Raw genomic sequence first — 22,145 nt, forward strand, 5'->3', positions numbered from 1 at the left:
TGCGGTCGCGGCAGGGCGGGCGGCGAGCCGGGCGGGCGGACACGGACCCCAGGGGCCCACGGGGCGGGCGCGGGCGAGCGGGCCGACGCTCCGGCGGCAGCGGCCGGGACCGGCCGTGCGGCCGCGGCGGACGTGTCCATCGGCGCCGGCCGTCAGAAGCGGGTCTGCGGGCGGACCGCGTGGGAGAGGTCGATCAGCCGCTCGTACTCGGCCGGTCGCTGCCGTTGCCGGGCGAGCCAGCGGTAGCACTGCTCCAGCTCCGCCCGCACCGCCCGTTCCCCCGGTACGGGCGGTGGCGGCAGCCCGATCCGCAGCGGGCCGCCCCGGGGGCGTGCGGCCCGGCCGGCGGCCCGGACGGCGTCGAGCTTCCACTCGTACAGCTCGGTCCGCAGCAGCCAGGCCGCCTCGTCGCCGGCGACGGCCGGGGGCGGGGTGCCCGGCCCCGGTGCCAGGGCGGTCAGACAGGCGTCGATCTCCGCTTCCCCGGGCAGGGGCCGCTCGCCCGTCGCGAGCCGGGCCGCCCTGATGCGCAGGGCCGCGACGCGGGCGACGGTGTGGTCCCGTGACTCGTCGGGCACCAGGTCGAGGACCTCGGTCGCCGCGGTCCGGTCGCCGCGCGCGAGGGCGAGCCTGGCCAGTCCCAGGGCCGCGCCGACGTGCGAGGGGTTGCGGGCGTGCACGGCACGGAAGAGTTCGTACGCCGAGGGCCCCGTCGCGGCCGGCCGGCCGTCGCCGAGCTGTTCCGCGCTGTACGCGAGGGCGAGCTTGGCCGCGTACTCGCCGGGCAGGGCCCGGTGCACGGCGGAGAAGTGCTCCAGGGCCGCTTCGAGCATCGACTGCCGGTCGTCCAGCACATCGGCGCTGCGCAGTGCGACGAGACCCCAGTGCCAGCTGAGCCGCCACTGCCGGACGGGCCCCGGGCCCGGGATCGCGGCGGCGGCCTGTACCTGTTCCCGGGCCGCCACCAGGGCGTCGTCGCCGTCCTGGCCGAGGAGCAGCCGGGCGTTGTGCAGGCAGATCTCCACCGACCGCTCCCCCTCGTCCGGCTGGGTCAGCGGCTGCCCCGGGTCGTAGCTGCTGACCCCGAACCGGGCGGCCTGCGGGTCCCGCGGGTAGGGCCGGGGCACCGGCAGCCTGCGGGCGATCTCGGTCGGGGTGGGCCGTCCCGCGTCCAGCGCGGGCGCCTGCGGCGTCTCGCGGCGGCCGTACAGCGGGCGGCTCAGCCAGTGCGCGTAGTCGGGCACCGAGCCCAGGCGCGCGCCCAGCAGTTCGGTGGAGGGGGTGAAGTAGGCCGAGGGCTCGGGCTGGTCGCGTTTGCCGCGCAGGGCCCGGATCTCGCGCAGCACGCCGCGCAGTTGGCCCGCCATCTCCTCGGCGGAGCCGAACCGGCGCTCCGGGTCGTGGGCCGTGGCCCGGTCCACGGCCAGCCGGAACGAGCTGATGCCGAGCCCCGGCACGTCGTCGCCGACCGCCCAGCCCGCCAGTTCGGCCAGGGTGACCCCGACGGTGTGGATGTCGTGGGCGACGGTGAGGGGGCCCGTCCCGTCCGTCTCGGGGGCGGCGAACCACGGGGTGATCACCGGGGGCGGGTCGGTGGCCCCCGCCTTGCGGACCCCGCCGAGGTCGATGACCTTGATCCCGTCGAGCTGGTGGATGACGTTGGACGGCTTCATGTCGCCGTACAGGAATCCCATGCCGTGCAGATGGGCGAGGGCCTCCAGGATCTGGCAGCCGTAGGTGATGACGTGTTCGATATCGAGGACGAAGGCGCCCTGGCGGGTCGACTCGACGACGGCGGAGAGCGTCCGGTCGCCGACGTCCTCCATCACGATGTAGCCGCCGGAGACGGTGCCGTCCGCGTTGCGGGTGCTGACGAAGTCACGGATCTGGACGATGCGTTCGTGCCGGATGGCGACGAGGCTGCGGCGCTCCTCGCCGGCCTGGGCGGCTCCGCGTTCCGCGTACCGGTTGAGCAGGCCCTTGACGGCGACGAAGTCCTCCAGGTGGGTGTCCTCGGCCAGATACACCCAGCCCTGGCCGCCGTGCGCGATGGGACCGCGGATCCGGTACTGGTCCTGGAGCGGGGGCCCCTCCTTCGTCAGTTCGGGGCGGTAGGAGTACGGGGTGCCGCACCGCGGGCAGTACCCCTCGTCCGGTGGCGGGGCGGCCGTGTCCGGCGGGACGAACGAGGTGCGGCACGCGTCGGCCGAGCAGGTCATCACGATGCGCACCGGCCGCTCCGCGGCGGCGAGGCGCTCGGCGGGGCTGCCGGGGTCCAGCAGCGGCAGTTCGAGGAGTCCGGCGGGGCCGTTCCGCTCGGGGGCGGTGGGCAGCGGCGGCAGCCCCGGGGCGGTCTCGTCGCGGCCGCAGGTGTCGCAGTAGCCGGTCGGCTGGACGGCGCCGCCGCAGGGGGCGCCGGTGAAGCGGCGGTGCGGGCAGGGAACTCTCATCGGCGCTCCGTCGGGCCGCGGCCGGTCCGCGGGGCGGGCAGAGCCGCACGGCCCGGCCCGTGCGCCCGGCCGAGGTCGTCACGTAACTCGCGTAACAGCCGCTTCAGTTCCGTCAGCTGGTCCTGCGGGTCGGCCAGCAGCCGCAGTTCCCGCAGCCGGCGGCGGCGGGCCGCCGCGTCGACCGCGGGGCGCGGGACCAGGGAGGCCGAGTCCACCATGCCCCGCAGCCCGGTCCACTCGCGCTCGATGTGCTCGACCCGGCGCACCAGCACCTCGGCCCGCTCCTCCAGGGCCGGCACCAGCAGGTGGCGCGCCACCTCGGCCAGTCCCTCGCCGTCGGCGCGGCGGAAGATGACCAGCAGCCGGAATCCGAGTGTCCTGACGCGTGCCAGCAGCGGGACCAGGGCCGCCGGGTCGGGGTCCTCGTCCAGTCCGATCACGGCGAGCACCGGCCCCGACCCGGCGGGCCTGCCGCCGTCCGAGCGGTCCGGGGCGTTGCCGCCCTCCAGCAGCCAGTCGCGGTAGGCGTTGCGCTGGTAGCGGGGTGGCCGCAGCTGTGCCACCAGGGTCTCGACCAGTTCCTCGGGCCGGGTGACACCGCCCCGGCAGACGAGGTGGGCCCGGTGGAGCTGGTGCTGGAGCGCGCGGTCACGGCCGGTGCCGGGTGCGACGACCCCGAAACGCACCGCGGGCTCCTCGCCGCCGGCGAACCAGTGCCGCAGCCGCCGCTCCAGCCCCCGGTCCCAGCCGTCCGGCCCGCTCAGCTCGGCGACGAGCGGCACGAGCGCGGCGACGCGGTCGATGGGGATCATGTACGAGAACGCCAGGTCGTTCTCGGTGGGCAGGGCGAGTTCCAGATCGCCGCGCCAGCTGACGACCAGCCCGACGACCTCCTCCGTGCCCGGCCGCTCGCCCCGCGTCTGGACGGCCGCGCCGCTGAACCCGGGGCGCACCACCTCGGCGTTGGTCCCGGCGTCGAGCTGTACCCAGTCCCCGTGCAGTCCGCTGATCCGGCCGCTCAGCCACATCCCGTCGTCGAAACTCTGGGAGTAGCCGCCGATCCACACCTCCGCGCCCCGCTCCAGCCCTCTCCCCAGCGGCGCGGGCGCCGCCTGCGGGCGGGGGCTGTCCAGGGCGAGCACGGCGATGTCCTCGCGGGCGGTCCCGTCGCGGCCGGGCAGCCAGCCGTCCGGGGCGACCCGGGCCCCGACGCCCGGGATGCCGGGGTTCTCGGCGAACTCCACCCACATCCGGGCGTCCGGGTCGCCGACGACATGGGCGCACGTCAGCATCCGGTCCTGGGTGAGGAGCACCCCGGCCCCGCACACGACGCCTTCGGCACCACCGCGGCGTAACCGGAGCCGCCAGTCCGCTCTCAACTCCCCCATGAAACCCGAGAGTACGCGCGAGGCACCCCTCGTTCACAGACTCCGCGCACACTCCGGGTCCATCCGGTCACCGGACGTCGCACCGCAGGGTGGTCCCCGCCGTCCCCGGGTCCACGCCCAGCACGAGCCGCCGGCCGGTGGCACGGACCTCGATGCCCGGGTCCGCCGAGACGACTTCGCGCACCGGCCGGTCCCAGACCACCTCGAAGGGGGTGCCGCTGCGGTCGGGCCCGCTGACCCGGACCGCCGTGGCGCCCCGGCGCTCCCGCACGAGCACACTGGCCGGTCCGGTCGAGGAGAGCCGCCCGGCCGCGCCCGGCTGCCAGAAGTTGGCGGCGGTCAGCCCGAGCGAGCGCACGGCGACGGCCTGGGCGGCGGCCGTGTTGGCAAGCACCGTCAGCCAGTGCCGGTCGGACGCGCGGGCGGCGACGGTGCGCCGGGAGGCGCCCGGCATGAGGAGGTAGAGGTAGCCGGCGTCGGCCGGGTCGGTGCCGTGGTCGAGCCAGAGGGTCTGCCAGTGGCGGGTCTGCCGCTCGGTGGAGCTGGTGGTGTTGATGTCGGACCAGGCGCCGGTCCTGGCCTCGCGCAGGGTGTGCAGGGCGGCGCCGCCGGGCAGCACCCAGCCGCCGTGCCCCTCCAGGTGGGCCCAGCGGGGGCGGTCGCGGTCCTCGACGGTGAGGGCCTGCCGGCCGTCGGGGCCCAGGTTGCGGTTGTCGACGACCGTCTCGACGGGGACCCCGTCGGCGGCGGTGATGCCCGCGCCGAGGCAGATGACCGTATCGGCGGCGCAGAACCAGGACTTGCGGGCCTCCAGGGTGGAACCGAGGCCCTTCACGTGCTGGCCGACGGCGGCGAACTCGCCGTCGTGCGTGCCGCCGACCCACCGCACCGCCGGGCGGGGCGCGCCCCATTCGCCGCCGGCCCGGTCGGGGAGCCGCTTGGTGGACACGGTGGTGCCGGGCAGCCGGTACCAGTCGACGGTGGGCCAGAACCAGTCGGTGTACTGGCCGCCGCCGTCCTGGCCCTGCCACCAGTAGAGCATCCCGGCTCCGGTGTGCCAGCCGCGCGGGTTCTCGCCGTTGCCGCATTCGTACGCGCTGATCCGCTCGGACGCCATGGACAGGTTGGCGACCCAGCCAGGGCGGCGGTGCACGGCCCGGTCCATGGCGGCGAACAAGGTGTGGCCGACCGGTTCCGGCGCGGCGGGGACGGGGGCGGCCGCCGCCGCGTGCAGCCGGGACAGGTCGGCGACGCCGAACTGGGGGGCGGCGAGGACGGGGCTGACGGTGTCCCGTTCGATCCAGCCCTTGACCATGCCGTTCCACCGGTCGCGTTCGGCGGCGGACGCGCCGCCCGCGAGCAGCGCGATGGCGGCGATCAGTCCCTGGCCGTGGAAGTGGTCGCTGCGCATGATCCGGCGCTCGTCGCTCTTGAGGAGACCCCGGCTGATGGCGCGGCCGTTGACGCTGTCCATCATCAGACCGTCGTGGATGAGCGGCGCGTAGGCGTGCTCGACGCTGTCGAGGATGATTTGGCGGCCGGGGTCGGTGACCGCCCAGGTGGATCCGGCCAGCAGGGCGAAGAGGCGGCCCAGGCCGTCGAGCATGACCTGGCCGTACGTGCCCGAGTAGGCGACCCAGGTGTGCTGGACGAACGAGCCGTCGGCGTAGAGGCCGTCGCCCTCGGTCACGTACGGGAAGACGGGCGAGAGGGCGTCGCGCGCCAGTGCGGTCTTGGCCGCGTCCCGGCCGAGGATGCCGCGCAGGGCGACGGACCGGCACAGGTCGACCCGGTTGGCGCCGGTCGAGGTCCCGCTGTAGTCGGTGAGCATGGTGTCGGGGATGAAGTGGTCCACGGCGGCGCAGGCGGCTTCGACGCGCTCCTCGCCGAGGTGGGGGCGGAGGACGGCCACGATGTCCATGAGCAGGCGCGGGCTGCCGATCTGCCACTCCCACCAGTTCCCGTAGCGGGCCGTGGACGGGTTGTAGACCGTCGCGGAGAGGTGGTCCAGGCCGCGGACGATGTCGGCGAGGAGCCCCTCGTCGCCGGTGTGGCCGGTGCCCTGCTGGGCGTACGCCTGGGTCATCGTCCACAGCCTGTTGTAGCTCCAGGTGATGCCGGACGGCGGGTCGAAGGTGTGCCCGGCCCAGAGGGAGTCGGCGGCGGGGGCCATGGTCGAGCGGAAGTCCGCGGCGAGTTCGCCGGTCTCGGCCAGTCTGGCCGCGTAGGGCTCGGCGGCCGGGTCGTAGCCGGTGCCGAGCGACAGGTCGTTCCAGCGCAGCCGGAGCGTCTCGAACTCGTCCTGTGCCGCGCGGGCCGTCGAGGGGAGCGCCAGGCCGAGTGCGGTGGCACTGCCGGTGGCGAGAAAGGCGCGGCGGGACCAGGCGGGCGGGAGTGACACGGGGCTACCTCCGGTGTGCAAGTGGTTTAGACCGGGCGGTCGTTGGTCTAGCACGCGCCCGGGAGTGCGGGAAGGGGGCGAGGCCGGCAGCGGCCCCGCCCCCTTCGCTTCCGAAGCTGTTCAGCCGCCGCAGTGGAAGCGGGCGGCGCCCCAGTCGGCGTGGTCGTTGCCGTTGCCGTCGCCGCCGTCCCCGGCGATCAGCTCGACGTACTTCGCGCCGGTGACGTCCGCCGTCAGCGACCAGGCGGTGTCGGCGGCCCTGAGGACCGGCGACTTCACCTTCTCCGTGCCGTCCGCCTCGACGGAGAACCGCACGCTGCCCGCGCTCTTCTGCACGTCGTCCACGCCCACCTCGGCGGTGAAGGAGGTGCACCGGCCGCCCAGGTAGTAGCGGATGCTCGCCGGGGCGTGGCTGCCGAGGCCCTTGTCGTACACCACGGTGCCGATGGTCAGCGCGGTGCCGTCGCCGGTGCCGGTCTCGCCGTTGGAGAGGTCGCGCTCGACGGGCCCCCAGCCGTTCGAGGCGGCGGTCCAGTCGAGGTCACTGGCCCAGCTGTCCGTGGTGGGCGGCGGGGGCAGGGTCCGTACGGAGGTCTGCGCGCCGAGCGTCCGCCGCGCACCTGCCACCGTGTACGACGCCTCCGAACTCAGCGGGTAGGTGCGGTACTCGGCGTCCACCGGCGGGGTGACCCGCCAGCTCGCGGTGGCCTTCGCACCGGCCGCGACCGAGTCGAAGGTGACGGCGCCCGCGGGCTCGGCCTTCCAGCCCTCGGGGAGGGCGAGGCTCACCGAGACGCCGGTGGCGGTGGTGGCCTCGTAGTTGGTGAAGCTCGCCTTCACGGTGTTGGCCGCTCCCGGCTCCAGGGTCTCGGCGGCCGGTTCGAGGCTGAGCGTGCCGCAGGCGGCCTGCTCACCGGCGGGGGCCGCGCCGAGGTCGGTCACGGTGAAGCCGTCGAGGACGAAGTCGGCGCCGTCGGGGGCGTCGCCGCGCTTGCGCAGCCCGGTCCAGGTGTCGCCGCAGCCCGCCGTGACGGTCTCGGTGAAGTGGCCGGTGGTGTGCTGGGCGCCGATCGCGGTGGACCGGGTCTCGACCGAGTCCGGTGTGCCGTCGGCGGTGATCCGGTCGTAGCCGTCGACCCATTCGTAGGCGCCGGCGTGGCTGGACTGGTAGTCGTACGCGACCTCGTAGCGGTGGCCGTCGGTCATCGGGACGGTCCAGGGGGCGGTCCGGTAGACGAGCCCGGTGTTCTCCTCGTGGGCCTTGAGGGACTCCTCGCCGCCGAGCACGTCGTCGGTCAGCTTCCCGTTCCAGCCGGCCTGGGTGTACGGGGCGTGCAGCTGGGAGATGCCGGTGCGGGGGTCCGTGGAGCCGCCCGCGTCGCCCTTGAGGAAGGGGCCCCAGCCCTGGTCGACGTCCTCGAAGTCCTCGTGGACGACGGTGCTCGGCCGGGTGGCGGGGGCGTTGGCGACGACGCGCACGTCATCGGCGCGGACGGTCGCCGCGCTCCCGCCGGCGGCCTCGACGCGCAGGGTGGTGCGTCCGTTCGCCGGGGCGGTGAAGTTCACCTTCGCGCGCTGGAAGTACGTGCCGTGCCAGTCGGACGCGGCGACGTAGTCCTTGGCGGTGGAGCGGTCGACGGCGACGGACTTCCCGCCCGCCGACAGCGTGGTGCGCCGGGTCTTCCCGGGCTGGACCTCGATGAGGGCGGACGCGGTGTAGCGCGCGCCGGGCTTCAGGCCGTCGATGCGCTGGGAGAGCGCGGCGGCGCCGGTGCCGGAGAGCTTCGCGCTGGTGCGGCCCTGGCCGTCGGTGTCGCGGACGGCGGTGCCGGTCTTCGACCAGTCGCTCAGCCCGCCGTCGTTGAAGCCGGGGTCGTCGACGAGGGTTCCCTCGCCCCACTTCGCGTCGGCGGCCTTCGGCGCCTTGGCCGGGTAGAGGACGTAGGGCTGTCCGGCCTCCGCCGTCAGCGTGATCTTCCCGTCGACGGGACGGACGGTGCCGGTCTTCACCCGGCCGTTGTCCGTGAGCTCGTAGACGGTGTACGGGGCCCTGGAGGGGACCGCCCAGGTGCTCGTACCGCCGGACCGGCTGTAGTGGTAGAGCTTCTTGCCGCCGTCCCACGGGAGCAGGTAGTCGGTGCCGCTGAGCACCTTGCGGCCGTGGTCGTAGAAGGTCCGCTTCCCGTCCTCGACCGTGCCGCTCACCCCGCCGGTGAAGGTGATGTCGTTGCCGTCCCAGCGGGTGATCTTCTGCTGCTGGAGGTACTTGGCGGGCAGGTTGCGCTGCCAGATGTTGTCGTAGAAGGCGTTCCAGTCGGTCTCGCCCGTCCAGCCCTCGAACTCCTCGATGGCGCTCTGGCCGAGGACCGGGTCGTTGTTCCAGACGTCCTTCTCACCGTTGCGGATGAACCGGATGATCTGGGAGTTGAGGCCCTTGTTCGTGGCCCCGCCGTAGTCGAGGTCGTTGGCCCAGTGCGACCAGAGCGAGCCGCGCTCGAACTTGTCGGCCCATTCGCTGGAGACGTTCCAGCCCTGCTTCTGGAGGGACTGGAGGGTCTTGTCGGCGATCCAGCCGTGCGTGTAGTAGACGTCGATGTACAGCATGCTGAGGTTGCGGTCGGTCTCGTCCCGCAGCTGCTGGAAGCGCTCGGCCAGGTCACCGCTGTTGATGTCGCGGCGCTGGTCGATGTAGTAGCTCTGGTTGAGCCAGTTCCAGCCGGGCTTCGACTTGTCGACGAGGTTCTCGTCGAAGGCCTTGGCCTCCGGATAGGCCTCGGTGGCGTTGACGTGGACGCCGAAGGTGGCGCCCCACTTCTTGCCGTCCGCGAGGAGCTCGTTGAGGTCCTTGAGCCCGCCGGCGCGCTTGTTGTAGTTGCCGCCGTAGTCGGGGTGGGCGGAGTCGTGGCCCTCGGAGGCGTACCCCTTGAGCAGCGCGAGCTGGCCGAGGCCGTCCGTGGCCAGGGAGATCCGCTTGACGTCGTCGAGCGTGCGCAGGAAGGGGTGGGTGGCCTGGCTGGCGAAGTTGAACGGGATGTGGGTGACGACCCGGTCCGCGGTGTCCTCGCTGCCCGGCGCGACCACGCCGATGGAGCGGAAGGCGACGGCTCCGTCCTGCCAGTCGACGGCCTGGTCGCCGTTGGCGTCGGGTGTGACGACGACCTTCGCCCAGGGCAGGTTCTCCCCGCTCTCCGGCTTGGGGGCGCCGGCGCCGCGGTAGGTCCACTGGCCGGACCAGACGCCGACCCGGGTGGATCCGTCGCCGTCCTTGCGGGCCTGGTGCCAGAAGCGGGCGTCGTCGCCGCCGGTGGCGCCGGAGGGCTTGTCGTACGAGGAGTTGGACTCGACGGCGGCCGCGAGCGATCCCGTGTTGACGATCGCGTACGTGGCGCCGACCGGTGCGGCGTCGGCCTTGGTCTCTCCGGTGACCTTCGCGAACACATCTGCGGTCTTCGTCGAGTCGGTGTCGAGCTTCGTGAACGCGGTGGCGGCCCCGGTGTCGGTGCTCGCGACGGAGACGAGGTCGTGGCCGGGGATGTCGATCGTGGAGACCCGGAACGCCTCGGTGTCGCGGACGGCGGTCACCTTGAAGGTGGTGGCGCGTCCGGAGACGGAGAGCGTGGCGTCGATCTCGACGCCGGGCAGATCGGCGAAGACGAGGGTGTAGCGGGCGGTCGGCCCGGTGATCTCGGGAGCGCCCTTGAGCCGCACCTGGTGGGCGGTGCCGTTGAGGGTGACGGCGGTGACCGGCCGGGTGCTGCCGGACAGCTGGGCCCCGGTGGCACGGTCGGTGTACGTGAGGACGCGCGGGAAGTCGTCGGCGACGGCGACGGCGAGCTGCGCCGATCCGATGACGGGACCGTCCGCCGGGACGGCGGAGTCGGCCGCGGCGGAGGCGGGGGCGGCGGCTGAGGCGGGCAGGGCGGTCCCCACCAGAGCCAGGACGGCGGCTGAGGCGGCGGCTGCGGCGCCCACCGAAGTGAATCTTGGCGACATGTGCTCTGCGTAGTCGCCGTGTCGTGACACCGTCAACGACGTACGCCCCCGAGGGCCTCTCCAGTCCAACAACCGCGCTGCGTAAGTCCAAGTGGGGAAGCGGCAGGTCGTCGGGGTACCGCGTTCAGTTCCTGATCGCGCACGCCTCGCCCCTGCGCCACCCGTCCCGCCAAGTTCCGTTCACCAGCGTCGAGTTGTGAAGACTTCTTCTTTTTGAGAGCGCTCTCAGTCACAAGTATTGACGCCCGTCCCGGCCCTCGCGAGAGTGGTGCGCACCGCGGACGCCTGCGTTCCACCTCCCCGCACGACCACCCCGTCCGCGCCCCCCACACACCGGGAGTCGCCCCATGATTTCGCGCAGAATGTTCCTCACCGGCGGCGCCGCCGCCTCCGCGACCGCGCTCACCTACCCCCTCTGGGGGAGCGCGCTGAGCCCGAGCGCTTCGGCGTCCGCCGCGACCTGCGAACTGGCCCTGGCGAACCGCTCGCTGCCCGGCCGGGTCAACGCCTACGTCACGGGCCACGAGCAGGGCACCGACCGCTGGGTGCTGCTGCGGCGGGACGGCAGCGTCTACCGCCCCGACTCCCCCGCCGCGCCGCACACCCCGCTGCCGGTGGACTGCGCCATCCCGCTGAACGCGGCGGGCGGCGCCCCGGTCGTCCTGACGCTCCCGCAGATGTACGGCGCCCGGGTCTACTTCGTCCGCGACGACACCCTGGACTTCTACCTCAACCCGGGCCCCGCCCTGGTCGAGCCGGCCTTCGCCACGTCCACGGACGCGAACTACGGGCGCACCTGGTCGTTCTGCGAGTTCACCTTCAACCCGCAGCAGCTGTACGCGAACATCAGCTACGTCGACCTGGTGACGGCCCTGCCCATCGGGCTGAAGCTGGAGGGCGACGCCACCCACACGGTGGCCCCGCTCCCCGACGGCGCCGTGCAGCGGATAGCCGACGGCCTCACCGCCCAGGCCGCCGCGGACGGACAGCCGTGGGACAAGCTGGTCACGCGCGGCGCGGACGGCAGGGTGCTGCGGGTCATCTCGCCGCAGAACCTGATGGCCCCGTTCTTCGACCGCCCGGACCAGATGCCGTTCCGCGACCTGTTCACCGCGCAGATCGACCAGGTCTGGGAGAAGTACCGCTCGACCGATCTGCGGATCGACCTCCAGGGCGGGCGCGGCGTCTTCACCGGACGGGTGAGCGGCGACACCCTGACGTTCAACGGCGGGCACACCTTCACCAAGCCCGTCTCCAAGGACATCTTCACCTGCAACCACGGGCCGTTCACCAACAACCCCGCGGACTCCGACGACAAGAAGGGCCTGCTGGCCCGTCTCGCGGCCGGCTTCAACCGCTCGATCATGCTCAGCCACCCCGACCAGCCCAACGGGACCACGGTGGCCGACTACTACCAGGGCGCGGTGACCAACCACTGGTCGCGCATCGTCCACGCCAACAGCCCGATCGGCTACGCCTTCCCGTACGACGACGTCCGCCCCGAGGGCCAGCCCGACGTCTCGGGCGCCGCCAACGACGGCAGTCCGAGGCGCTTCACGGTGACCGTGGGGTCCTGAGTCCGGACCACGCGTGCGCCCCCGTCCACCGGCGGATGCCAGGACGGGGGCGCACCCCTGTCGGGGCCCGGACGGCCCCGGAGCCGGTTTCCCGGAACGGGAGCGGGGCATCCGGCGCCGCTCCCGCGCCGGGCCCTGTCAGACCGGGGAACCCACCGCGAGTTCCCGTCGCGCCCGCGCCGCGGCACCGACCGGTACGGCGTCGGCACCCAGGCCGGATCTGACCAGCCGGACGGGGTGACCGCTCACCGGGGGCTCGGCGGCCAGCGATCCGAGGACGATCGGGCCGAGCAGCGGCCAGGCGCGGCTGACCCCGCCGCCCACGACCACCGTCGTGATGTCGACGACGCCCGCCGTCATCACGATCGCCCGCGCGATGCCGGCTCCGGCGGCCCGGTACACCGCGAGGGCGTCCTCGTCACCGCCTTCCGCCGCCGCCGCGACCTCGCGGGCGGTCAGCCGCCGGCCGGTGCGCTCCGCGTAGCGGGCGCCGATGGAGCGGCCGGAGGCCAGAGTCTCCAGATGTCCCCGTCCGCCGCACGAGCAGAGCAGGTCACCGAAGCCGGGGATGTGCCCGATCTCGCCGGCCGCGCCGTGCGGGCCGGTGAACAGCGTGCCACCGCTCCACAACGCGCCACCGACCCCGGTGCCGAGGGTGATCCCGAGTACGTCCGGCTCGTCCCGGACCGCGCCGCCCGACGTCTCCCCGTACAGGAAGGCGTTGACGTCGTTGTCCAGGAAGGCCGGCACGCCCAGCGCGTCCTCGACGGCGTCCGTCACCCCGAAACCGGCCCAGCCGGTGAAGGAGTCGCTGGCCACCAGGATGCGGCCGGTGGCGGAGTCCACGACGCCGGCGGCGCCGACCCCGCATCCGGCGAGCCGGCCGGGGGTTCGCTCCAGCAGCGGGGCCAGTGCGTCCAGGGCCGCGCGGATCATGTTCCGGCCGCCGTGAGCCGCCGGGGTCACCGCCTCGGCACGGTTCAGAACGGTCAGGTCGTCGTCGCACAGCACCACCTGCGTGGTGGTGCCGCCGATGTCCACGCCGGCGAAGAGCCTGCGGTCGTACGGGTTCATGCCTGGACCTCCGTCCGGCCGGCCGTGAGGGCGGCCAGGCGCTCGGCCCTGCGGCCGCGCTGGATCACCGGGTCGGGCACCGGCACGGCGGCCAGCAGGCCGCGCGTGTAGTCCGTCTCCGGGTGCAGGAGGGTCGCCCCGGTGGGGCCCTGCTCCTGGATTCGGCCGCCCCGCAGCACCACGACCCGCTGCGCGAAGTGCTGGACGACGGCCAGGTCGTGGGAGACGAAGAGACAGGCGAAGCCCAACTCGTCCTGGAGCTCCGAGATCACTTCGAGTACCGCCTGCTGCACGCTCACGTCCAGCGCGCTGGTGGGTTCGTCGGCGACCAGCAGCCGGGGCTCCAGGACCAGTGCCCTGGCCAGGCTGACCCGCTGGCGCTGACCACCGGACAGCTCCCGGGGCGCCCGGTCGGCGAGTTCGCGCGGCAGCCGGACGCGGTCGAGGATGGCGGCCACCTTGCTCCGGCGGTCCTTGGCGGTCAGGCCTCGGTGGTGGACCCTGAGCGGCTCGGCGACACACTCGCCGACCGTCATCCGGGCGTCCAGCGACGCGACCGGGTCCTGGAGGACCACCCCGATTCCGGCCCGCAGCGCCCGGCGGGCCCGGGACCGGGCGCGCCCCAGGTCGGTGCCGAACAGGGAGACCGTGCCGGAACTGGGCGCGATCAGACCGAGCGCGACCCTGGAGGCGGTGGACTTGCCGGAACCCGACTCGCCCACCAGCCCCAGGGTCTGCCCGGCGTGCACGGCGAGGGAGACACCGTCCAGGGCCCGCACGGCGTTCTTGCCACGGCCGAAGACGACGGTGACGTCGCGGAGTTCGGCCACCGGCTCGGTGTCCGGGTCCACGGCAAAGGGGGCCGGGGCCGCCTGACCCGCCTCGGCCACCGACAGCCGGGGCACGGCGGCCAGCAGGCGGCGGGTGTAGTCGTGGGACGGGCGCAGGAGGACGTCCTCGACCGGTCCGGTCTCCACGATCTCGCCGCGGTACATCACGGCGACCCGGTCGGCGAAGTCGGCGACGACGCCCATGTTGTGGGTGACCAGCAGGACGCCGGTGCCGGTCTCGGAGGCGAGCCGGCGCAGCAGGTCGAGGATCTCGGCCTGCACCGTGACGTCCAGCGCGGTGGTCGGCTCGTCCGCGATCAGCAGGGCGGGGTCGTTGGCGATGGCCATGGCGATGACGACGCGCTGGCGCTGCCCGCCGGAGAGCTGGAAGGGATAGGCGGTGGCCCGCTGCTCCGGTTCGGGTATGCCGACCTTGCGCAGGAGTCCGACGGCCTCGGCGGCGGCGTCCTTGGCGGATATCTCGCGGTGATTGCGGATCACCTCGGAGATCTGCCGGCCGACCCGGGTCAGCGGATCCAGCGCAGTGGCCGGCTCCTGGAACACCATGGAGACGGTCCGGCCGCGCAGCGACGCGAGGTCGCTCTCACGGGCGCCGACCACCTGGGTGCCCGCGACGACGGCGCTGCCGGTGGCCCGGGCGTTACCGGTCAGCAGGCCCATGGCGGCCAGCGCGATGGTGGACTTGCCGGAGCCCGACTCGCCGACGAGGGCGAGCGTCTCGCCGGGTTCGACGTGCAGGGAGACACCCCGGACGGCCGGCACCTCACCGGTCTCGGTGGTGAAGACGACGCCGAGGTCGTCGAGTTCGAGAATCGGCCCGGCCTGCGGTGCGGCGGGGCCCTGGGTGACGGTCATCCGCGTCCCCTCACGTCGAATGCGTCGCGGAGCCCGTCCCCGATCGCGTTGAACGCCCACACCACCAGGATGATGGCCAGGCCGGGCGGAATGATGAGCCACCAGTAGCCGGAATAGGCCGCGGTGAGACCGGCGGACAGCATGCCGCCCCAGTCGGTGGCCGGCGGCTGCACGCCCAGGCCCAGATAGGAGACGTAGGCGACGAGCAGGATCGCGTCGGCGATCTGGAAGGTGGCCGCGACGATGATGGTCGAGACCGAGTTCGGCAGGATGTGCCGGATGATGGCCCGGCTGTGCGTCCCGCCGATCGCCCGGAGCGTCAGTACGTAGTCGCGGTTCTTCAGACTCAGCGTCTCCGCCCTGATCAGCCTCGACGGCACCAGCCAGGAGACGAAGCCCAGGATGACGATCAGCCCGGTGAGGTCCGGAGTGGTGATGGCGGAGACCACGAGCAGGATGAAGAGCGCCGGGATGGCGATCCCCGCGTCCACGACCCGCATCATGACCGCGTCGACCCAGCCGCCCGCGTAGCCCGCGACGGCGCCCCACAGGGTGCCGATGACGGTCGCCAGGACGCCTGCGGCGAGGCCGACGATCAGCGACACCTTGCCGCCGTACATGAGCCGGCCCAGTACGTCGTGGCCGACCGCGTCGGTGCCCAGCCAGTGCGAGCCGCTGGGTGAGAGGTTGACCTGCTCGAGCATCGTGTGGGTCTGGTCGGTGGAGTACACCAGCGGACCGGCGAAGCAGAACAGGAAGAAGAAGACCACGAAGCCGAGCCCGACCACGGCGAGCCGGTTGCGGCGGAAGCGCCGCAGGGCGAGACGGTAGCCGGACGCCGTGGCGGCGGTGGCCGTGCCGGGTACCTGGCCCGGCTGGATGACGGCACTCATGCCCGGCCTGCCTTCACTCGGGGGTCGATGACACGCTGGACGATGTCGGCGAGGAGCGTGCCGGTCACCGTGGCCACCGCGATGACGAGCACGCAGCCCAGGAGCACCGGGTAGTCGGAGGACTGTGCGGCGGTCCAGAAGAGCAGGCCCATTCCGGGGTAGTTGAAGAGCTGCTCGACCACCAGCGCACCGCCGAACAGCACCGGCACGTAGTAGCCGAGCATGGCGACCACGGGCGTCAGCGAGTTGCGGAACACATGCCGCCACAGGATGGCCCGGGAGCGGGAACCGCCGGCCCGCGCCGTCCTGACGTAGTCCTCGGAGAGGTTCTCCAGGGTGGCCGCCCTCATGTAACGGCTGAACACCGCGATCATCGAGGCGGCGCCCGCGACCACGGGCAGAACCAGCGCCTGCGGCTCGGAGAACACCTGGGCGAGCGTGTCACCCTGCGGCGCCTGGGAGGGGAACCACGGCAGCGCCTGGCTGAACACGAGCACCAGGATCAGCCCGAGGAAGTACACGGGCGTGGAGTAGGCGATGAAGCTCAGCGTGGTGATGACGTAGTCCGACGGCTTGTTGCGCCGCATGGCCTGCCACATCCCCAGCGGGATCGCGAGCACGAGGCCGACGATCGCCGACAGGATGGTGAGGAGCAGTGTCTTGGGCAGGCGCTCGGTGATGAGCTGGGACACCGGTTCGTTGAGGGTGTACGAAGTCCCCAGGTCACCGTGCACCAGCTGGTTCAGGTAGTAGAGGTACTGCACGGGCAGCGGCTTGTCGAGGCCCTGTTCGTGGTTGAAGGACGCGATCTGCTGTGCGGTGGCCTGCGGGCCGAGGATCCCGCGTGCGGGACCCCCGGGCAGGGCGTGCAGCAGACCGAATACCACGATCGTCACGATGACGATCACCACGACGGCCTGGAGGACCCGCCTGAAGAGGTACGAGGAAGTGCTCATGTGTTTTCCGGTCGCTTCGGCTCAGTGATGCGCGTGGTCGGCGACCGGGCTCACTTGTCGGTCCACTTCCACATGGCGGGGTGGAAGTTGGCGAGCGAGTCCTGGGAGAAGCCGCCGAGGCCGCTCCTGACCACGGAGACCTGGTAGTCGGGTTCCGGCAGCCAGACCACGGGGAGGTCCTTGGCCAGCGCGGCGCTGTACTTCTGCATGGCGGCGTCGGAGGAGTCGGTGGTGGTCTCGTTGATCAGCTTGTCCACGGCGGCGTTGGAGTAGTTGCCGAAGTTGGAGCCGCCGCCGGTCGCGAAGAGCGAGTCACCGCTCGGGTACGCCGGGAAGTACCAGCTGCCGGCGCTGCCGAAGAAGGACAGCTGCCACGTGCAGCCGGACTCGCCCGCGGTGCACTGACCCGCCTGCGAGAGCACCGAGTTGACCGGCGCGGTCTTGATGGAGAAGCCGATGCCGGACTTGGCGAAGGACGACTGGAGCGCGCTCATCATGTTGTCGGTCACGGTCGAACCGGACTGCGACAGCACCTGCATCTGGAACTTGGTGCCCTTGTCCACCCCGGCGCCGCACTGGTCGTCGCCGCTGCCCGGGTCGGTGCAGACCATGGTGCCGCCCTGCTCGGTCCAGCCGTGGCCGGTGAGCAGCTTCTTCGCCTTGGCGGTGGAGAAGGGGTACGGGTTGTTCTTCTGCTCCGCGGAGACGAAGGAGGAGGTCTGGCCCTGCGGGACGGGCCCGTAGGTGGAGACTGCGGTGCCGTTGAAGATCACCTTGGAGAGGGTCGCCTGGTCCACCGACATCTGGATCGCCTGGCGGGCGTAGAGCTGCTTGAAGACCGGGCCCATGGTGGGGTTGTTGAAGTTGTAGGGCATGTAGGTGATCGCCCAGCCGGCCCACGGCTTGAGGGTGTAGCCCTTGGCGGTGAAGGATGCCTCCTGGCTGAGGTTCGTGGCGTTGATGTAGCCGTAGTCGACCGTGCCTGCCCGCAGTGCGTTCTCCTCGGCGTCCGTGGTCGTGAACGGGAGCAGGTTCACCGTCTTGATGTGGGCCTTGCCGCCGCCGTCGTACTTCGCGTTGGCGAGCAGCTGCACCTTGCCGGCCGTGGAGAACGACTTGATGGTGTACGGGCCGCTGACCGTCTTCCACAGCGGGTCGGTGGCGTAACCGGAGATCTTCTTGGCGGCCGTGTTGAGGTACGTCCAGACCTTCTTGGCGCCCGCGGTGGTGAGGTCGAGGTCCGACACCTTGCCGGCGTCGCTGGTCTTGTCCCAGACGTGCTGCGGCATCGGCCGGATCATGCTCAGCTCGTTGGCGAGCATCCACTGCGTGTTGTACGCCTTGTCGAACGTGATGGTGAAGTGCGTGTCGTCGACGATCTTCAGGGAGGTCCAGTTGTCCGGCGCCTTGCCCGGGCTGTAGCTGGCCCAGTCTTCCTTGTTCGCCTTGACCAGGTTGAACCAGAACTGCACGTCGCGGGAGGTGATCTTCTCGCCGTCGCTCCAGTGCCGGTCGCCGAGGGTGATCGTGACGCTCTTGCTGTCCTTGGCGAAGTCGGCCCCGGTGGCCAGTGAGTTGTCCTTGTTCCAGCCGACCTTGCCGGTGGAGCCGTCGTACGCGATGAGCGGCTCCCAGAGGGACTGGGATATCGAGGAGTTGTTGGTGTTCAGGTGGGCCGCCGTGCCGACCGGGAGGATCCAGTTCGGCGTGAAGTTGGCCGGCAGCGCGTAGTTGATGCTGTCCGACGAGCTGGAGCCGGACGACGACGTCCCTCCGCCGGAACAGCCGGACAGCAGGACGGCCGCAGTGGTGGCGACGCCGGCGGCGAGGGCCCAGCGGCGGCTGTTCGCCGTGCGGGTAAGGATCATGACTCTCCTCGGTGTGAAAGGGCCCGCAGCCGCTCGGAGGGGTCGGCGCTGCGTTCACGACAGCTAACGCCGCAGGGGTCGAAGAAACAAACAAGAATGAATAACAAGTAAGTTACTGCACATTCGTCAAAAGTCCCCTCACCCCTTTTCTCCCCTCTACTTGGGGTGGTTAGGGGTGATTTAGGAGATTTCACGGGTGACGCACTTCCTTCATGCGACTGTTCCCCTGCGCGAAGTGCGGGCGTATCGTCTTCGCCACATACCCCGTTGCGGAAGTAACTTTTTACATGACTGGAATAAGTGCGTGGGACCGCAAGGCCACGAAGGGGACCCCGTCCCTCGCCGTGCGCGTCCTGGAACTCATCGCATCGGGCCAGGCGACGTCACGTGCCGAACTCGCCGAACGCCTCGGGGCCGCCGCCTCCACCATCTCCCTCGCCGTGGGGCAGTTGGTGGAACGCGGTCTGGTCGCCGAGGAGGGCACCCACTCGTCGACCGGCGGGCGCCCCCGCAAAGCGCTGAGGCTCGGGAGCCGTGACGAGTTCGCCGTCGCCGCCGACCTCGGCGGCCGGCACGCCCGGATCGGCGTGGTCCTTCCGGGTGGCGGCCTGACCGACGTCTCGACCGTCCCCTTCGTGATCGCCGACGGGCCCGAAGCGGCCTTGCCCCGGCTGGCCGAGGCCCTCGAAGCGCTGGCCGAACAGCGCGGCCCCGCCCGTCTGCGCGGGGTCGGACTCTCACTGCCCGGACCCGTGGACATCGTGTCGGGATCGGTCATCCGGCCGTCGCGGATGCCCGGCTGGCACCGCTTCCCGGTCACCGCCTGGCTGGAGGAGCGATTCGGCGTCCCGGCGGCCGTGGACAACGACGCCAACTGCATGGCGGTGGGCGAACACACCGTACGACTCGACGGGCACGCCCAGACGATCATGGTGAAGATCGGATCCGCGATCGGCGCCGGCGTGATCGCCGAGGGGCGCCTCTACCGCGGCGCGACCGGTGCCGCCGGGGACATCACCCACATCCGGATCGACGCCGGTGCGGACATCCCCTGTTCCTGCGGCAACACCGGCTGCCTGGAAACCGTGGCGTCCGGTGCCGCACTGGTCCGCATCCTGCGCGAGCGGGGGGCGGACGTGAACACCACCGAGGACGTGGCCCGACTGGCCCTCGACGGCGATCCGCTGGCCACCCGCACCGTCCGCAGGGCCGGGGACTACCTGGGCCAGGTGCTGGCCGCCAACGTCAACTTCTTCAACCCGGACGCCGTCTACCTCGGCGGCATCCTCTCCACTCTGGAACAGTTCGTCGCCGCTGTGCGCAGCCGGCTCTACGAGAGCTGTCACCCGCTCGTCACCGAACACCTCACCATCGAGCGGACCCGGCTCGGCGCCGACGCCGGACTGGTCGGCGCCGGGCAGTTCGCCCTGCAGCGCGCCCTGGCCCACGCCCTGCACGAGGTGGGCGGATGCGACCGGTTCGGCACTCTCACCCCCCATCACCTCTGACGCCCGACCCCTACGAGGAGCCATGTCGCAACCCCGCACCACAGCATCCCGCCCGGTCATCGCCATCGCAGGGCTCGGCATCGAGTCGTCCACCTTCTCCCCGGCCCGGACGCGGGCCGCGGCCTTCCACCCCTCGCGCGGCGCCGAGGTGCTGGACCGCTACCCCTTCCTGGCCCCCGGTGAGGAACTGCGCGAGGCGGCCGACTGGCACGGCGCGCTGGTCGGCAAGTCGCTGCCGGGCGGCACCGTCACCGCCGCCGCGTGGACCGAGCTGACCGATGAGCTGATCGAACGGCTCGCCTCGCTGCCCCGCCCGGACGGCCTCTGGTACGACATCCACGGCGCGATGACCGTGGAGGGCATCGCCGACGCCGAGGCGGTCCTGCTGGAACGCATCCGCGCCACCGTCGGCCCCGATGTCGTCATCTCCACCTCGATGGACCTGCACGGCAACGTCTCCCGCGAACTCGTCCACGGCAGCGACCTGATCACCTGTTACCGGATGGCCCCGCACGAGGACCACATGGAGACCAAGGAGCGGGCCGTCCGCAACCTGGTGGAGCTGCTGGCCTCCGGGGCGCCCCGTCCGGTCAAGGCCTGGGTGCCGGTGCCGGTGCTGCTGGCCGGCGAGCAGACCTCCACCCGGATCGAGCCGGCCAGGAGCGTGTACGCGGCGGTGGACGACGTCGAGGCCATGGAGGGCGTGACCGACGCCGCCATCTGGGTCGGCTACGCCTGGGCCGACGAACCCCGCAACCGCGCCGCGGTGGTCGTCACGGGCACCGACCGGGCTGCCGTCTCCGCCGGTGCGGAGCGCCTGGCCCAGGGCTTCTGGAAGGCCCGCGACGACTTCGCCTTCGTCGCCCCGACCGGCACCTTCGACGGCATCCTGGATGAGGCCCTGGCCTCCGACCAGCGCCCCTACTTCATCAGCGACACCGGGGACAACCCGACCGCGGGTGGTTCCGGTGACGTGACCTGGGGCCTGACCCGGCTGCTGGCCCGCCCGGAGTTCCAGGCGGACGACGGCCCGACCGTCATCTACGCCTCGGTGCCGGGACCGGCCGCCGTCGCGACGGCCGTGGCCGCCGGAGTCGGCGCCACCGTCACCGTCACCGCCGGGGCGGAGGTGGACGACCGGCACGCGGGCCCGCTCACTCTGACCGGCACGGTGCACTCCGTCCGGCACGGCGACCGCGACGCCCGGACCGAGGTCGTGATCCGGGTGGGCAGTGTGTACGCGATCCTCACGGAGCTCCGCAAGCCCTACCACCACGAACACGACTTCACCGACCTCGGTCTCGACCCGCGGGGCGCCGACATCGTGATCGTGAAGATCGGCTACCTGGAGCCCGAACTCTTCGACATGTCGGTCGGCTGGAAGATGGCGCTCACCCCCGGCGGGGTGGACCAGGACCTGATACGCCTGGGCCACCACCGCATCCGCCGCCCCATGTTCCCGTTCGACCGCGAGATGGCCGACCCGGACCTGTCGGCCCGCATCATCCCCGCCTCCGACCAGCCGCTGACCGGGGACGACGAGTGACCGGGCGCCTTGCCCTGGAGATCGCCGTCACCTCACCGGCGGGCGCCCGCGCCGCCCGGGAGAACGGCGCCGACCGGGTCGAGCTCTGTTCCGCGCTGGAGCTGGGCGGCCTGACCCCGTCGGCCGCGCTGGTCGAAGCGGTCGCGGCAGAGGGGCTGCCGGTGCAGGTGCTGGTCAGGTGCCGGCCAGGTGACTTCGTCCATGACGCGCAGGAGATCGCGCTCATGGCCGCCGAGGTGCGGTCCGTCATCGCCTCCGGCGCCGCCGGAGTGGTGATCGGCGCCCTCACGGCCGACGGCGCCCTGGACACGGTGGCGGTCGCCCGGCTCGCCGAGGAGGCGCGCGCCGCGGGCCGCCCGGTGGACGTCACCCTGCACCGCGCCATCGACCAGTCCGCCGACCCGGTGGCCACCGCCGCGCTGCTGGCCCCCCTCGGTCTGACGCGGGTCCTCACCTCGGGCGGCGCTCCCGCCGCGGCCGAGGGGCTGGCGGCGATCGCGGCGATGGTCACCGCCGCCCCGGGGGTGCAGGTGATGGCCGGCGGTGGCCTGCGTCCTGCCGACATCCCGGCCCTCATCTCGGCCGGCGTAGCCTCCGTCCACCTCTCCGCCAAGACCCGTGCGCCGCGCCGGCTCGGCGGCACCTGGATACCGCTCGGCTCCGGCGGAGCCTCGGCCGAGCAGGACACCCACTTCGTCACGGACCCCGAGGTCGTCGCCCGGGCACGACGGGCTCTGGACACGGCGGGCTGACGACCGCCGCCCGCGCATGACGGCGCCCCCGCC

Annotated in this window: 14 protein-coding genes; 5 read left to right on the forward strand and 9 right to left on the reverse strand. The window is 72.3% G+C overall.

Features of this window, described 5'->3' with window-relative positions:
• Positions 1–152: 152 nt before the first annotated feature.
• The 4 genes from ABZ454_RS34425 to ABZ454_RS34440 all read right to left on the reverse strand — a co-directional run bounded on the left by ABZ454_RS34425 (position 153) and on the right by ABZ454_RS34440 (position 10,232).
• Positions 153–2,450: a tetratricopeptide repeat protein gene (locus ABZ454_RS34425; protein ID WP_359543477.1), complete on the reverse strand. Its 2,298-nt coding sequence runs from the start codon at positions 2,448–2,450 to the stop codon at positions 153–155.
• Entirely contained in the window at positions 2,447–3,838 is a 1,392-nt protein-coding gene (locus tag ABZ454_RS34430) for a serine protease (protein WP_359543478.1), read from the reverse strand. Before ABZ454_RS34430 ends, ABZ454_RS34425 begins: the two co-directional genes overlap by 4 nt.
• A 67-nt stretch (positions 3,839–3,905) precedes the next feature.
• Entirely contained in the window at positions 3,906–6,173 is a 2,268-nt protein-coding gene (locus tag ABZ454_RS34435) for a polysaccharide lyase 8 family protein (protein ID WP_359543491.1), read from the reverse strand.
• A 186-nt stretch (positions 6,174–6,359) separates the two neighbouring features.
• Entirely contained in the window at positions 6,360–10,232 is a 3,873-nt protein-coding gene (locus ABZ454_RS34440) for an endo-alpha-N-acetylgalactosaminidase family protein (protein WP_359543479.1), read from the reverse strand.
• 23 nt (positions 10,233–10,255) lie between these two features.
• Here ABZ454_RS34440 and ABZ454_RS34445 point away from each other — a divergent pair, with 23 nt between their 5' ends.
• Both ABZ454_RS34445 and ABZ454_RS34450 read left to right on the forward strand, forming a co-directional pair.
• Entirely contained in the window at positions 10,256–10,432 is a 177-nt protein-coding gene (locus ABZ454_RS34445) for a hypothetical protein (RefSeq protein WP_359543480.1), read from the forward strand.
• Between the two features lie 147 nt (positions 10,433–10,579).
• Entirely contained in the window at positions 10,580–11,809 is a 1,230-nt protein-coding gene (locus ABZ454_RS34450) for a glycoside hydrolase family 64 protein (protein ID WP_359543481.1), read from the forward strand.
• 138 nt (positions 11,810–11,947) lie between these two features.
• On the opposite strand, the gene ABZ454_RS34455 is transcribed toward ABZ454_RS34450, so the two are convergent.
• From ABZ454_RS34455 to ABZ454_RS34475, 5 genes are read right to left on the reverse strand one after another with little or no spacing between them, the layout of a single operon-like run.
• Positions 11,948–12,883 (reverse strand): ROK family protein, encoded by a 936-nt coding sequence (locus tag ABZ454_RS34455; protein ID WP_359543482.1) that lies wholly within the window; start codon positions 12,881–12,883, stop codon positions 11,948–11,950.
• Complete coding sequence (locus tag ABZ454_RS34460) at positions 12,880–14,589, reverse strand: ABC transporter ATP-binding protein (RefSeq protein WP_359543483.1); 1,710 nt, start codon at positions 14,587–14,589, stop codon at positions 12,880–12,882. The genes ABZ454_RS34455 and ABZ454_RS34460 overlap by 4 nt, the downstream gene beginning before the upstream one ends.
• Entirely contained in the window at positions 14,586–15,482 is an 897-nt protein-coding gene (locus ABZ454_RS34465; protein ID WP_356325758.1) for an ABC transporter permease, read from the reverse strand. The genes ABZ454_RS34460 and ABZ454_RS34465 overlap by 4 nt, the downstream gene beginning before the upstream one ends.
• Complete coding sequence (locus ABZ454_RS34470; RefSeq protein WP_359543484.1) at positions 15,479–16,438, reverse strand: ABC transporter permease; 960 nt, start codon at positions 16,436–16,438, stop codon at positions 15,479–15,481. The genes ABZ454_RS34465 and ABZ454_RS34470 overlap by 4 nt, the downstream gene beginning before the upstream one ends.
• A gap of 50 nt (positions 16,439–16,488) precedes the next feature.
• Positions 16,489–18,306 (reverse strand): peptide ABC transporter substrate-binding protein, encoded by a 1,818-nt coding sequence (locus ABZ454_RS34475; protein WP_359543485.1) that lies wholly within the window; start codon positions 18,304–18,306, stop codon positions 16,489–16,491.
• A gap of 287 nt (positions 18,307–18,593) precedes the next feature.
• Here ABZ454_RS34475 and ABZ454_RS34480 point away from each other — a divergent pair, with 287 nt between their 5' ends.
• From ABZ454_RS34480 to ABZ454_RS34490, 3 genes are read left to right on the forward strand one after another with little or no spacing between them, the layout of a single operon-like run.
• Entirely contained in the window at positions 18,594–19,814 is a 1,221-nt protein-coding gene (locus tag ABZ454_RS34480; RefSeq protein ID WP_359543486.1) for an ROK family protein, read from the forward strand.
• A 22-nt stretch (positions 19,815–19,836) separates the two neighbouring features.
• On the forward strand, positions 19,837–21,360 hold the full coding sequence (locus ABZ454_RS34485) for a M81 family metallopeptidase (RefSeq protein WP_359543487.1): 1,524 nt from the start codon (positions 19,837–19,839) through the stop codon (positions 21,358–21,360).
• Entirely contained in the window at positions 21,357–22,112 is a 756-nt protein-coding gene (locus tag ABZ454_RS34490; RefSeq protein WP_359543488.1) for a copper homeostasis protein CutC, read from the forward strand. The genes ABZ454_RS34485 and ABZ454_RS34490 overlap by 4 nt, the downstream gene beginning before the upstream one ends.
• Positions 22,113–22,145: the final 33 nt, after the last annotated feature.

This window comes from Streptomyces sp. NPDC005803 (assembly GCF_040630435.1).
Classification (GTDB): Bacteria; Actinomycetota; Actinomycetes; order Streptomycetales; family Streptomycetaceae; genus Streptomyces.